The organism is Streptomyces sp. NPDC091280 (assembly GCF_044768565.1).
In the GTDB taxonomy this organism is placed as follows: domain Bacteria; phylum Actinomycetota; class Actinomycetes; order Streptomycetales; family Streptomycetaceae; genus Streptomyces.
Window position 1 is genome coordinate 58,896 of record NZ_JBIVUZ010000001.1, and the last position, 12,806, is coordinate 71,701.

At 71.8% G+C, this 12,806-nt stretch carries 10 protein-coding genes; 8 read left to right on the plus strand and 2 right to left on the minus strand.

Features of this window, described 5'->3' with window-relative positions:
• Positions 1 to 87: 87 nt before the first annotated feature.
• Positions 88 to 3,936: a polarized growth protein Scy gene (gene scy, locus ACIQPR_RS00275; RefSeq protein WP_403639613.1), complete on the plus strand. Its 3,849-nt coding sequence runs from the start codon at positions 88 to 90 to the stop codon at positions 3,934 to 3,936.
• Positions 3,937 to 4,129: 193 nt separating this feature from the next.
• The gene (locus ACIQPR_RS00280; RefSeq protein ID WP_401728820.1) at positions 4,130 to 5,065 is read left to right on the plus strand and encodes a cellulose-binding protein; all 936 of its coding nucleotides are present in this window, start codon (positions 4,130 to 4,132) and stop codon (positions 5,063 to 5,065) included.
• 53 nt (positions 5,066 to 5,118) lie between these two features.
• On the opposite strand, the gene ACIQPR_RS00285 is transcribed toward ACIQPR_RS00280, so the two are convergent.
• Complete coding sequence (locus ACIQPR_RS00285; protein WP_403639617.1) at positions 5,119 to 5,685, minus strand: TetR/AcrR family transcriptional regulator; 567 nt, start codon at positions 5,683 to 5,685, stop codon at positions 5,119 to 5,121.
• A 100-nt stretch (positions 5,686 to 5,785) separates the two neighbouring features.
• On the opposite strand from ACIQPR_RS00285, the gene ACIQPR_RS00290 reads away from it, so the two are divergent.
• From ACIQPR_RS00290 to ACIQPR_RS00310, 5 genes are all read left to right on the plus strand, one after another.
• Entirely contained in the window at positions 5,786 to 7,132 is a 1,347-nt protein-coding gene (locus ACIQPR_RS00290) for an MDR family MFS transporter (protein WP_403639620.1), read from the plus strand.
• 9 nt (positions 7,133 to 7,141) lie between these two features.
• The gene (locus tag ACIQPR_RS00295) at positions 7,142 to 8,110 is read left to right on the plus strand and encodes an ABC transporter ATP-binding protein (RefSeq protein ID WP_403639623.1); all 969 of its coding nucleotides are present in this window, start codon (positions 7,142 to 7,144) and stop codon (positions 8,108 to 8,110) included.
• 1 nt (position 8,111) lies between these two features.
• On the plus strand, positions 8,112 to 8,882 hold the full coding sequence (locus tag ACIQPR_RS00300; RefSeq protein ID WP_403639626.1) for an ABC transporter permease: 771 nt from the start codon (positions 8,112 to 8,114) through the stop codon (positions 8,880 to 8,882).
• A gap of 151 nt (positions 8,883 to 9,033) precedes the next feature.
• Positions 9,034 to 10,308 carry an ATP-binding cassette domain-containing protein gene (locus tag ACIQPR_RS00305; protein ID WP_403639629.1) on the plus strand — a complete coding sequence of 425 codons (1,275 nt, stop codon included), beginning with the start codon at positions 9,034 to 9,036 and terminating at the stop codon, positions 10,306 to 10,308.
• Positions 10,305 to 11,177: an ABC transporter permease gene (locus ACIQPR_RS00310; RefSeq protein WP_403639632.1), complete on the plus strand. Its 873-nt coding sequence runs from the start codon at positions 10,305 to 10,307 to the stop codon at positions 11,175 to 11,177. The genes ACIQPR_RS00305 and ACIQPR_RS00310 overlap by 4 nt, the downstream gene beginning before the upstream one ends.
• Positions 11,178 to 11,190: 13 nt before the next feature.
• Here ACIQPR_RS00310 and ACIQPR_RS00315 read toward each other — a convergent pair whose 3' ends face one another.
• Positions 11,191 to 11,523 (minus strand): ATP/GTP-binding protein, encoded by a 333-nt coding sequence (locus tag ACIQPR_RS00315; RefSeq protein ID WP_262063561.1) that lies wholly within the window; start codon positions 11,521 to 11,523, stop codon positions 11,191 to 11,193.
• Positions 11,524 to 11,744: 221 nt separating this feature from the next.
• On the opposite strand from ACIQPR_RS00315, the gene ACIQPR_RS00320 reads away from it, so the two are divergent.
• Positions 11,745 to 12,773, plus strand: a complete 1,029-nt coding sequence (locus tag ACIQPR_RS00320; protein WP_403639635.1) for an LLM class flavin-dependent oxidoreductase — start codon at positions 11,745 to 11,747, stop codon at positions 12,771 to 12,773.
• The last annotated feature ends 33 nt before the right edge of the window (positions 12,774 to 12,806 follow it).

Genomic DNA, 12,806 nt, shown 5'->3' on the forward strand with positions numbered 1-12,806 from the left:
CTGACACCATTCCCCGGGAGCACCGTTCGGCGGATGGACGGAGCTCGTTGGAGTAAACCGCGACCAGGGGACGGATGGGACCGCGCAGTGCGGGGCTACGAACGCCAGGAGCGAGAGCCGGCGGCTGACGTCGACCACCTCTCTCGGTTCGAGGCCGAGATGGAGCGGCTGAAGACCGAGCGGGAAAAGGCGATCCAGCATGCCGAGGACCTCGGCTACCAGGTCGAGGTGTTGCGCGCCAAGCTCCACGAGGCGCGCCGCACCCTCATGTCCCGGCCGGCCTACGACGGCGGTGACATCGGCTACCAGGCCGAGCAGATGCTCCGCAACGCCCAGGTCCAGGCCGACCAGCTGCGCCAGGACGCCGAGCGGGAGCTGAGCCAGGCCCGCGCGCAGACCCAGCGCATCCTCCAGGAGCACGCGGAGAACGCGGCCCGCCTCCAGGCCGAGCTGCATCAGGAGGCGGTGACCCGGCGCCAGCAGCTCGACCAGGAACTGGGCGAGCGCCGGCAGACCGTCGAGTCCCACGTCAACGAGAACGTGGCGTGGGCCGAGCAGCTGCGCGCCCGCTCCGAGGCGCAGGCCCGCCGGCTCGTCGAGGAGTCCCGCGCCGAGGCCGAACAGGCGCTGGCCGCCGCCCGCGCCGAGGCCGAACGGGTCGCCGCCGAGGCCCGGCAGCGGCTGGAGATGGACGCCGAGGCGGCCCGCGGTGAGGCCGAGCAACTCCTGCGCCGGGCCCGCACGGACGCCGAACGGCTGCTGAACGCGGCCTCCTCGCAGGCCCAGGAGGCCACCGACCACGCCGAGCAGCTGCGCAGCTCCACGGTCAACGAGTCGGACTCCGCCCGCCGGCAGGCCACCGAGCTGAGCCGCGCCGCCGAACTGCGGATGGCGGAGGCCGACACCTCACTGCGCGAAGCGCGCCTGGAGGCCGAGAAGGTCCTCACCGAGGCCAAGGAGGCCGCGGCCAAGGCCCTCGCGAGCGCCGAGTCGGCCAACGAGCAGCGCACCCGTACGGCCAAGGAGCAGGTCGCCCGGCTGGTCACCGAGGCCACCAAGGAGGCCGAGACCACCAGGTCGGACGCCGAGCAGATCGTCGCGGACGCCCAGGCCAAGGCCGAGAAGATCGTCGCGGAGGCCGAGGAGAACGCCCGCAGCCTCACCGCCGAGGAGACCGCCTCCCAGCTCGCCAAGGCCGCCCGGACCGCCGAGGACGTCCTCGACAAGGCGTCCGAGGAAGCCAAGAACACCACGAAGGCCGCCGCCGAGGAGGCCGAGCGGATCCGCTCCGAGGCGGAGGCCGAGGCCGACCGGCTGCGCGCCCAGGCGCACGACATCGCCGAAGGACTCAAGGGCGCGGCCAAGGACGACACCAAGGAGTACCGCGCCAAGACGGTCGAGCTCCAGGAGGAGGCGCGCCGGTTGCGCGGCGAGGCCGAGCAGCTGCGCGCCGACGCGGTCGGCGAGGGCGAGCGGATCCGCGCCGAGGCCCGCCGCGAGGCCGTCCAGCAGATCGAGGAGGCGGCCAAGACCGCCGAGGAGCTGCTCTCCAAGGCCCGCGTCGACGCCGACGAACTGCGCCAGACCGCCACCACCGACAGCGAGAAGGTCCGCACCGAGGCCATCGAGCGCGCCACCACCCTGCGCCGGCAGGCCGAGGAGACCCTCGACCGCACGCGCAAGGAGGCCGAGCGGCACCGCGCGGAGGTCGTCGAGCAGTCCGAGGGGATCAAGGCCGACGCCGAGCAGGCCGCGCGCGAGCTGCGCGAGGAGACCGAGCGGGGCATAGAGGCGCGCCGCGAGGAGGCCGCCGAGGGCCTGACGCGGCTGCACACCGAGACCGAGGAGCGGCTCGCCGCGGCCGAACAGGCCCTGACCGACGCCCGCGAGGAGGCCGAGCGGATCCGCCGCGAGGCCGCCGAGGAGTCGGAGCGCCTGCGCAACGAGGCCGCCGACCGCATCCGCTCGCTCCAGGCACAGGCCGAGGCGGAGGCCGACCGGCTGCGCAACGAGGCCGCCGCCGACGCGTCCGCCTCCCGCGCCGAGGGCGAGTCCGTCGCCGTACGGCTGCGGTCCGAGGCGTCCGCCGAGGCCGAGCGGCTGAAGACCGAGGCGCAGGACACCGCCGACCGGGTCCGCGCGGAGGCGCAGGCCGCCGCCGAGCGGCTGGCCATCGAGGCCTCGGAGACGCTGGCCGCCGCCCAGGAGGAGGCCGTACGGCGTCGTCGGGAGGCCGAGGAGCTGCTCGGGTCGGCCCGTGAGGAGGCCGGGCAGGAGCGCGAGCGGGCCCGCGAGCAGAGCGAGGAGCTGCTGGCCTCCGCCCGCAACCGGGTGGAGGAGGCGCAGGCCGAGGCGGTCCGGCTGGTCGAGGAGGCCGACCGGCGCGCCACCGAGATGGTGTCGGGCGCCGAGCAGCACGCGCAGCAGGTGCGGGAGTCGGTCGCCGGGCTGCACGAGCAGGCCCAGGAGGAGATCCAGGGGCTGCGCTCGGCCGCCGAGCATGTCGCGGACCGGGTCAGGCGCGAGGCGCAGGAGGAGGCGGACCGGGTCCGCGCCGACGCCTACAGCGAGCGGGAGCGGGCCACCGAGGACGCCAACCGCATCCGGCGCGTGGCCGGTGAGGAGACGGACGCCGCCAAGGCCCTCGCGGAGCGGACCGTCGCGGAGGCCATCGCGGAGTCCGAGCGGATGCGTTCGGAGTCCGCCGAGCACATGCAGCGGGCGCGCACGGAGGCGGCGGACGCGATCGCGCAGGCCGACCAGGACGCGGCGCGGGCCCGGGCGGACGCCCGCGAGGACGCCAACCGGATCCGTTCGGACGCGGCGACGCAGGCCGACACCCTCGTCACCGAGGTGACGGCGGAGGCGGAGCGGCTCCAGACGGAGACGGCGGCCGAGGCCGAGCGGGTACGGACCGAGGCCGTGGCCAAGGCCGAGAAGCTGATCGCGGACGCGACCGGGGACGCGGAGCGGCTGCGCGCCGAGGCCGCCGAGACGGTCGGGGCCGCGCAGCTGCACGCCGAGCGGACCCGGGCCGAGGCGGCACGGCTGCGCTCGGACTCGGAGGCGGAGGCCGAGCGGGTCACCGCGGCGGCCCGCGAGGAGTCCGAGCGGACGCTGGACGAGGCCCGCAAGGAGGCCAACAAACGCCGTTCGGACGTGGCCGAGCAGGTCGACACGCTCATCACGGAGACCGCGGCGGAGGCCGACAAACTCCTCAACGAGGCGCAGCAGCAGGCGCAGAAGACCACGGCGGACGCCGAGGCGCAGGCCGACTCCATGGTGGGCGCGGCCCGCAAGGAGGCGGACCGGCTGGTGTCCGAGGGCACCGTCGAGGGCAACTCCCGGGTGGAGCAGGCCCGTACGGACGCGGACGAGCTGCTGGTCGGCGCGCGCCGGGACGCCACCGCCATAAGGGAGCGGTCCGAGGAGCTGCGGGACCGCATCACCGCGGAGATCGAGAGCCTGCACGAGCGGGCCCGGCGTGAGTCCGCGGAGACGATGCGGTCGGCCGGCGACCGCTGCGACGCGCTCATCAAGGCGGCGGAGGAGCAGCTCGGCAAGGCCCAGGCGAAGGCCAAGGAGCTGGTGTCGGAGGCCAACTCCGAGGCGGGCAAGGTCCGTATCGCCGCCGTGAAGAAGGCCGAGGGTCTCCTCAAGGAGGCCGAGCAGAAGAAGTCCACGCTGATCCGTGAGGCCGAGGACCTGAAGGCGGAGGCGATCCGCGAGGCGCGGCGCACGGTGGAGGAGGGCAAGCGCGAACTCGACGTGCTGGTCCGCCGCCGCGAGGACATCAATGCCGAGATCTCCCGTGTCCAGGACGTCCTTGAGGCGTTGGAGTCTTTTGAGGCCCCGGCGGCGGCCAAGGACGGCGGGGTCAAGGCGGGAGCCGCCGCGGGCGCAACTCGTTCGGGTGGCAAGTCCGTTGAAGGCTAGCGAAGGTCAAGAATCTGCTGTGAGGTTCGGGCGTTCTGGGGCCTTTGACCCGGTCTTTGGCAAGCGCTCGGACGGTTAGCCACTCAAAAGGGGTGTCATTCTCCAGATCAAACACGCATCCGCTCGATGACACACCGCTTCGGCCCCTAGGATTCCACCTATCACCTCACCGGTCTCATTCGACAGGAACCCCATGAGCGACACTTCCCCCTACGGCTTCGAGCTTGTGCGGCGTGGGTACGACCGCGCTCAGGTGGACGAACGCATCTCGAAGCTCGTCTCCGACCGTGACAGCGCTCTGGCTCGTATCACCGCTCTCGAAAAGCGCATCGAGGAGCTCCACCTCGAAACGCAGAACGCCGCGGCCCAGGTAAGCGACGCCGAGCCGTCGTACGCCGGTCTCGGCGCGCGGGTCGAGAAGATCCTCCGCCTCGCCGAGGAAGAGGCCAAGGACCTGCGCGAGGAGGCCCGGCGCGCGGCCGAGCAGCACCGCGAACTCGCGGAGTCCGCGGCCCAGCAGGTCCGCAACGACGCAGAATCGTTCGCTGCGGAGCGCAAGGCCAAGGCGGAGGACGAGGGCGTCCGGATCGTCGAGAAGGCCAAGAGCGACTCCGCCCAGCTGCGTGGCGAAGCCCAGAAGGACGCCCAGCAGAAGCGCGAGGAGGCCGACGCCCTCTTCGAGGAGACCCGCGCCAAGGCCGCGCAGGCCGCCGCCGACTTCGAGACGAACCTCGCCAAGCGCCGTGAGCAGTCCGAGCGCGACCTGGCGTCCCGTCAGCAGAAGGCGGAGAAGCGTCTCGCGGAGATCGAGCACCGCGCGGAGCAGCTCCGGCTGGAGGCCGAGAAGCTGCGCACGGACGCGGAGCGCCGCGCCCGCCAGACGGTGGAGACGGCTCAGCGCCAGGCCGAGGACATCGTGGCCGACGCGAACGCCAAGGCCGACCGCATCCGTTCGGAGTCCGAGCGCGAGCTGGCCGCCCTCACCAACCGCCGCGACAGCATCAACGCCCAGCTGACGAACGTGCGCGAGATGCTCGCCACGCTCACCGGCGCCGCGGTGGCCGCCGCCGGCTCCCCGGTCGAGGACGAGCCCATCTCCCGCGGGGTCCCGGCTCAGCAGTCCCGGTAGCCGTCAGGCAGTTCGCACGGCTGAGGCCCGCATTCCCTCCGGGGGTGCGGGCCTCAGCCGTGTCCGGTCACCAGCGGCAGGAACACGTCGTCCACGATCTCCTCCAGCGTCGCGTCCGTGACCGGCCGGTCGCTCAGCACGATCTCGTGGCGCAGGAGGTCCGTGGGCAGGGTGACGATCCGTTCGGGGAGGTCGGCGGTGGGCACCTCGCCGCGCGCGGCGGCCCGCTCCAGCACGGTCGCCATCACGCCGTGCATGACCTCGACGGCTTCGGCTTTCCGGTCGCCCGCCTCGGCCATCAGACCGTGGACGACGTCCGGGCCGAGTTCGCGCTGCCGCTCGGACATCAGCCGCAGCACGGCGAGGACGTCCTCGCGCAGCGCACCGGTGTCCGGGGCCCGGTCGGCGATGGACCCGCTGTGGTGGCGCATGGCGGCGATGACGAGGTCCGCCCGGTTGCGCCAGCGCCGGTAGAGGACCTGTTTCCCGGTACGGGCGCGGGCGGCGACGCCTTCCATGGTGAGCCTGGCATAGCCGACCGCCATCAGCTCGGCCCAGGCGGCGTCCAGGATGTCGGCCTCCAGGGCGGCCCCCCGGCGCCGCGTGCCTTCCACGGTCATCCGCACACCTCCACCAAGAGACCTTGCGTCTCCAATCCCGGTCACCCTATCCTCCCCATTAGAGACGCAACGTCTCTAAAACTCTCCAGGGGAGATCCGCATGCCCGAGGAACGCCTCGACCCGGCCGTCCGCAGACTCGCCGGCATCCTCGTCCTGGGCGCCCTCGCCCCGCTCCTCGACAGCACGATCGTCTCCATCGCCCTGCACACCCTGGGCCAGGACCTCGGCGCCTCGACGGCGAGCCTGCAATGGGTGAGCACCGCCTACCTCCTGGCCCTGGCCACGGTCGTCCCGATCTCCGGATGGGCCGTGGACCGCTACGACTCCCGGCACGTCTGGCTGGGCGCGCTGACCCTGTTCCTCACCGGTTCCCTCCTCTGCGGCCTCGCCCGGAACATCGACACCCTGATCGCCTTCCGGACCGTCCAGGGCATCGGCGGCGGACTGCTGCTCCCGGTCCTCCAGACCCTGGTGATGCGCGCCGCCGGAGGCCGCGGCCTCGGCCGCCTGATGGCCGCCATCACCCTGCCCGCCGTGGTCGTACCGATCCTCGGCCCGGTCCTCGGCGGCCTGATCGTCGGCCACCTCAGCTGGCGCTGGATCTTCTACGTCAACCTGCCCGTCTGCCTCCTGGCCCTCGCCCTGGCTTGGCGCGGCGTCCCGAAGAGCACCCCCCGCCCCGGCCACCACCTGGACCTGACGGGCCTGCTCCTCCTCTCCCCCGGCCTCGCCGCCCTCGTCTACGGCCTGTCCGAGACCGGCACCGCGCGGGCCACGGCGATCCCGGCGGGCGCCGTACTGATCGCGCTGTTCACTCACCACGCACTCCGCGCCCGCGACCCCCTGGTCGACCTCCGGCTGTTCCAGGACCGTGCCTTCGCCGTCTCCTCGATCCTCACGTTCCTGAACGGGCTCGCCCTCTTCGGCGGGATGTTCCTGCTCCCCCTCTACTACCAACAAGTGCGCGGCGAGGGTGTGATCGCGGCCGGCCTGCTCCTGGCACCGCAGGGTCTGGGCAGCCTGCTGGCCCGGACCACCGGCCCCCTCACCGACCGTCTCGGACCGCGCCCGGTGGCCGTGACGGGCATGCTGCTGTGCGCGCTGGGCACCCTCCCCTTCCTCCTCCCGCACCCGGGCGCCGCGCTGCTCGCCCTCGCCCTGACCGTGCGCGGCCTCGGGGTGAGCGCGGCGAACATGGCCGTCATGGTGGGCGCCTATCAGGGTCTGGACCACGCCCGTATCCCGCACGCCGGCACCACCGTCCGGATCGTGCAGCAGGTCGGCGGCGGCGTAGGCACGGCCGTACTGGCGACGGTCCTCGCCCACGCCCACGGCAGCGCGGCCTTCCCCCACGCGTTCGCCTGGGCGACGGCGTTCACGGTTGTTGCCTGCGGCGTCGGACTCTGTTTGCCCGTCCGGGTGGCATCCGCCCAACAGCGGTCCTAACGTGGCCGCATGATCGAGCTTGAGGGGCTGACCAAGCGGTACGGCGAGAAGGTGGCGGTGAACAACCTCACCTTCTCCGTCAGACCCGGCATCGTCACGGGCTTCCTCGGCCCGAACGGCGCCGGCAAGTCGACGACGATGCGCATGATGCTCGGTCTCGACCGGCCGACCGCCGGTGACGTACGCATCGACGGCCAGCGCTACGACCAGCTCAAGGACCCGCTGAAGTACATCGGCGCCCTCCTCGACGCGAAGGCCATGCACGGCGGACGCAGCGCCTTCAACCACCTGCTGTGCCTGGCACAGAGCAACGGCATCCCGAACAGCCGGGTCCACGAGGTGCTCGACACGGTCGGACTCACAGCCGTGGCGAAGAAGAAGGCCAAGGGCTTCTCCCTCGGCATGGGCCAGCGACTGGGCATCGCCGCCGCGCTCCTCGGCGACCCACGCATCCTCATGTTCGACGAGCCGGTCAACGGCCTCGACCCCGAGGGCATCCACTGGATCCGCAATCTGATGAAGTCCCTTGCCGGGCAGGGCCGTACGGTCTTCGTCTCCTCGCACCTGATGAGCGAGATGGCGCTGACGGCCGACCACCTCGTGGTCATCGGCCAGGGCCGGCTCCTCGCGGACACCTCCATGGCCGACTTCATCCAGCAGAACTCGCGGTCCTACGTCCGTATCCGCACCCCGCACCGCGAGCGGCTGCTGGACGTGCTGCACCAGGCCGGGATCACCGTCGTCGAATCCGGCAACGGGACGCTTGAGGTGGACGGCGGCAAGTCCGAGCAGATCGGCGAACTGGCCGCGCAGCACCAGCTCGTCCTGCACGAGCTGAGTCCCCAACAGGCCTCCCTGGAGGAGGCGTTCATGCAGTTGACCGCGGAGTCGGTGGAGTACCACGCGCATTCCGACGCACCCCCCGCCGTACCCGCCGAGCAGCGGCGGGGCTGGGGCGACGGCTGGAAGAAGGACTGACATGGCGGCGACCCAGGTCATCCGGTCGGAATGGACCAAGATCCGCTCCGTGGCGTCGACGGTATGGACGCTCTCCCTCGCCCTGGTGGTGACGATCGGACTCGGCATGCTGATCTCGGCACTGTCGAAGAACCAGTTCAACGGCATGAGCGAGAAGGACAAACTCTCCTTCGACCCGACCTTCATCAGCTTCGCCGGGATGAGCCTCGGGCAGCTCGCGATGATCGTGTTCGGGGTGCTCGTGGTGTCGAACGAGTACAGCACCGGCATGATCCGCACCTCCCTAGCGGCGGTCCCCCAGCGCGGCACCTTCCTCTTCGGCAAGATCGCGGTGGCCACCGGCCTCTGCCTCGTCGTGGGCCTGGTGACGAGCTTCGTCACCTTCTTCCTCGGCCAGGCGATGCTCGGCTCCCACAAGGCGCAGATCGGCGACCCGGGCGTGCTGCGCGCGGTGATCGGCGGCGGCCTCTACATGACCCTGATCGCGATGTTCTCCATGGGCGTCGCGTCGATGCTGCGCTCCCCGATGCTCTCCCTGGGCATCCTGATGCCGTTCTTCTTCCTGATCTCCAACATCCTCGGCAACGTCTCCGCGACGAAGAAGATCGGCCAGTACCTCCCCGACCAGGCCGGCAGCAAGATCATGCAGGTGGTCACCCCGGTCGACGACTCGGCGCCGTACGGCCCCTGGGGCGGCCTCGGCATCATGGCCCTGTGGGTGGCCGCGGCCCTGCTGGGCGCCTACGTCCTGCTGAAGCGCCGGGACGCGTAGAACCGTCGACCCCGACACCCCCACCACCCCGCCCGAACCCAAGCCCACGGCTTTACTTTCTCTTGAGCGGAACCGTCAGCGCCCCGATATCCTCCTAACCCTTACGGGGGCGTGCGCCCTGTTGTCCTGATCCTTTCGATGGGTGCGGAGCATGATCGAGGCTGTCGGCCTGACCAAGCGCTACGGCGACAAGACCGCCGTGTACAACCTTTCCTTCCAGGTGCGGCCCGGTGCCGTCACCGGCTTCCTGGGGCCCAACGGCTCCGGCAAGTCGACGACGATGCGCATGATCCTCGGCCTGGACAACCCCACCTCGGGACAGGTGACGATCGGCGGCTTCCCCTACCGCAAGCTCCCCAACGCCCCCCGCCAGGTCGGCGCCCTGCTCGACGCCAAGGCCGTGCACGGCGGCCGGAGCGCCCGCAGCCACCTGCTGAGCCTGGCCCAGCTCTCGGGCATCCCGGCCCGCCGGGTGGACGAGGTGCTCGGGGTCGTGGGCCTCCAGGACGTGGCGAGAAAGCGCTCCAAGGGCTTCTCCCTCGGCATGGGCCAGCGACTCGGCATCGCCGCCGCGCTCCTCGGCGACCCGCAGGTCCTGCTCTTCGACGAGCCGGTCAACGGCCTCGACCCCGAGGGCATCCTCTGGGTCCGCAACCTGATGAAGGCGCTCGCGGCGGAGGGCCGTACCGTCTTCGTCTCCTCGCACCTGATGAGCGAGATGGCGCTGACCGCCGACCACCTGATCGTGATCGGCCGCGGGCAGCTGCTCTCCGACATGAGCGTGCGGGACTTCATCTCGGCCAACTCCGCCGACTTCGCGCGGGTGCGCACCCCCGACACCGAGCCGCAGCTGCGCGAGAAGCTGACCTCCGCGCTCACCGAGGCGGGCGGCCACGTACTGCCCGAGCAGGACGGCGGCCTGCGCGTCACGGGACTCCCGCTGCCGCGCATCAGCGACATCGCGCACGCCACGGACGTACGCCTGTGGGAGCTGTCCCCGCATCAGGCCTCGCTGGAGGAGGCGTACATGCGGATGACGCAAGGGGCCGTCGACTACCGCTCGACGATCGACCAGAAGGCCGGTCTGATGCAGCCGCTGCCGCCGGGCGCGCAGCCGCCGATGCCGATGCCGGTCCCCGGGCAGGGCCAGCCGGGCTGGTACGCGCCGCCGCCACCGGCTCAGGGCGGCCGGCCGTTCGCGATGGACGGGCCGCCGGCGAATCCTTACGGCGCCCCGAACCCGTACGCCGCTCCTGCGGCGCCCGGCGCGGGCGTACCGGGCCCGTACGGCACCCCGCCCCCCGCGGGCCCGCAGACGCCGACACAGCCGCCCCAGACGCAGCCCCCGGCCGCTCCGGCCACCCCACCGGTCGACACGACCCCGGCAGCCACCCCCGACCTGACCAAGCCCGAGGACGCCCGATGAGTACGCCCCAGCTCCCGCTGCCGCCGGCCGCCGCGCCCGACCGGCAGGCGGCGAACGGCCCTTCGTACGGTGGGTACACCTCGCCGATCCCGGTGGTGCGGACGCATCTCGGGCATGCGCTGGCCTCCGAGTGGACGAAGATCAAGTCGGTGCGCTCGACGATCTGGACGCTCGGGGTGTTCGTGGTCCTGGTGCTCGGCATCGGACTGCTCGCCGCCCTGGTCGTCAGCGACTCCTCGTCCGAGATGAACGGCGAGAACCCGCTCTCCCTGGGCTTCTTCGGACTGCTGCTCGGCCTCATGTGCATCATCACGCTCGGCGTGCTGACCACCGCCTCCGAGTACGGCACCGGCATGATCCGCACGACGATGACGGCCTGCCCGAGCCGGGCCCGCGTGCTCGCGGCGAAGTCGATCGTGTTCTTCGCGGTCGCCTTCGTGGTCACGCTGGTGGCCACGTCGTTCATCGCCTTCGTGGACGCGGCGCTGCTCCAGAACAACGGCGCGAGGGACCCGTCCACCGGGGAGTGGCTGAAGGGGACCGTCGGGGTCTCGCTCTACGTCGCGCTGCTCGGGCTGCTGTCGCTGGTCGTCGGCTCGATCATCCGGCACTCGGCGGGCGCGATCACCGTCATGATCGGCGCCGTGCTGGCCCCGCTGGTCGTCGCGCTGTTCATGTTCGCGCAGTCCCTGGAGAACGTGCGGCAGGCCCTGTTCGAGTACTCGATCCCGAACCAGCTGAGCGTCTTCTACTCCAACTCCCTCAGCGAGTCCGGTCCTTCGGGCTGGGACCCGCTGTGGATCATCCTGGGGGTGACGGCCGCCGCGTTCGTGGGCGCCCTCGCGCTGCTGGACAAGCGGGACGTGTGACCAGGAACACCTTCTAGAACTTCGGCGCGTTCCGGGACCGCTGCACCCGTGTGGTGCGGCGGTCCTTCGCGTTCCAGCACGCCTTGTGCCAGTGTCTGCGGTCGTCCACGCCCGCGTGCTCCGGCCAGGCCACCACATGCGGGACACCGGAGGGAATCTGCTGGTCGCAGCCGGGGCAGCGGTAGGTCTTGCCCTCGGCGCTGGCCCCCGCGACATGGCGCACGCTCCACTCCTCGCCCTGCCAGTGCTCCGTGGACTGCCAGCCGCCGTAGCGGCCGGAGCGGTCGTCGTCGGCGCTGGGACCGGAGGAACCGGACTCCTTGGGTCGGTTGCGACGCGGGGACACAGAACACCTCACGGGGCTATACAGGAGGCACGGGCTGTGTCCAGCCTACGTGTCCCGCAGAGGGGTACGCGAAGGGCATCAACCCACACAAGTCCCCCTCAGGGCCGCACATTCTGAAGACAATCCGCAAATCTCTCCGCAAGGCCGTGTCCTAGGCACGTGTCGGACGGTTATGCCCGCTGGGGGAGCTCCCTGTCGGAGCCGAGGAAGCAGGAAGAACCATGCGCGTCGGAAGTTTTGTGTTGGCGGCCCAGTTCCCGGGCCAGGGCCAGGGGGAGGCCCTGCACCGCGCGGTCCGCTCGGTGGAAGTGGCCGAGGAGGCCGGTCTCGACACGGCCTGGCTGGCCGAGCACCACTTCGTGCCCTACGGCACCTGCCCGTCCGCGGTCACCCTGGCGGCGCTGCTGCTGGGCCGCACCCGGCGCATCCGCGTCGGCACCGCGGTCAGCGTGCTGCCCACCGTCCACCCGGTCGCCCTCGGCGAGCAGGCCGCGCTGCTGCATGTGACGAGCGGGGGCCGCTTCTCGCTGGGCGTGGGGCGCGGCGGGCCGTGGGTCGACCTGGAGGTGTTCGGCGCGGGCCTGTCGGCGTACGAACAGGGGTTCCCGGAATCACTGGATCTGTTGATGAGCTGGCTGCGCGAACCCTCGGTCGCGGGCACCGGCGACCGCTACGCGTTCCGCGAAGTCCCCGTCGTACCAAGGCCGTCGGAGGCGCTGTCGGACGCGCCGGGCCCCGAGGTCGTCGTCGCCTGCACCTCCCCCTCGACGGTGCGGCTGGCGGCCGAGCGGGGTCTGCCGATGCTGCTCGGGATGCACGTCGGGGACGAGGAGAAGGCCGAGATGGTCGCCCAGTGGCGGCAGTTGGCGCGGGCGGCCGGACGGCCGGAGGAGGAGATCCGGGACGCGGCCCATGTGTCGGCCGGGGTCTGCCAGATCGCGGACCGGCGGGCCGACGCGGTGGAGGCCCTCGTGAAGGCGATGCCCGGCTGGCTCAGGCAGGGGCTCGACGCCCATGTGACGGTGGACGACCGCGAGCGCCAGATGCGCGACCCGCTGGCGTACACCGAACTCCTCTGCGGGCTGCACCCGGTGGGCACCCCGCGGCTGTGCGTGGACCGGCTCGCGGCGACCGCCGAGCGGACCGGCATCTCCCGCTTCGCGCTGCTCGTCGAGGGCTCCGGGGACCTGGCGTCGACCGAGGAGAACGTACGGCGGCTCGGTGCCGAGGTACTCCCCCACCTCGGCTGAGCGACCCGCGGGGAGCTTGCCGCCCCAGTACAG

Excerpts from the sequence above, each read along its gene's own strand:
- ACIQPR_RS00290 (WP_403639620.1), top strand. The coding sequence starts at position 5,786 with ATGCCCGAGGAACGCCTCGACCCGGCCGTCCGCAGACTCGCCGGCATC.
- ACIQPR_RS00300 (WP_403639626.1), top strand. The coding sequence starts at position 8,112 with ATGGCGGCGACCCAGGTCATCCGGTCGGAATGGACCAAGATCCGCTCC.
- ACIQPR_RS00285 (WP_403639617.1), bottom strand. The coding sequence starts at position 5,685 with ATGACCGTGGAAGGCACGCGGCGCCGGGGGGCCGCCCTGGAGGCCGAC.
- ACIQPR_RS00295 (WP_403639623.1), top strand. The coding sequence starts at position 7,142 with ATGATCGAGCTTGAGGGGCTGACCAAGCGGTACGGCGAGAAGGTGGCG.
- ACIQPR_RS00280 (WP_401728820.1), top strand. The coding sequence starts at position 4,130 with ATGAGCGACACTTCCCCCTACGGCTTCGAGCTTGTGCGGCGTGGGTAC.
- ACIQPR_RS00310 (WP_403639632.1), top strand. The coding sequence starts at position 10,305 with ATGAGTACGCCCCAGCTCCCGCTGCCGCCGGCCGCCGCGCCCGACCGG.
- ACIQPR_RS00305 (WP_403639629.1), top strand. The coding sequence starts at position 9,034 with ATGATCGAGGCTGTCGGCCTGACCAAGCGCTACGGCGACAAGACCGCC.
- ACIQPR_RS00320 (WP_403639635.1), top strand. The coding sequence starts at position 11,745 with ATGCGCGTCGGAAGTTTTGTGTTGGCGGCCCAGTTCCCGGGCCAGGGC.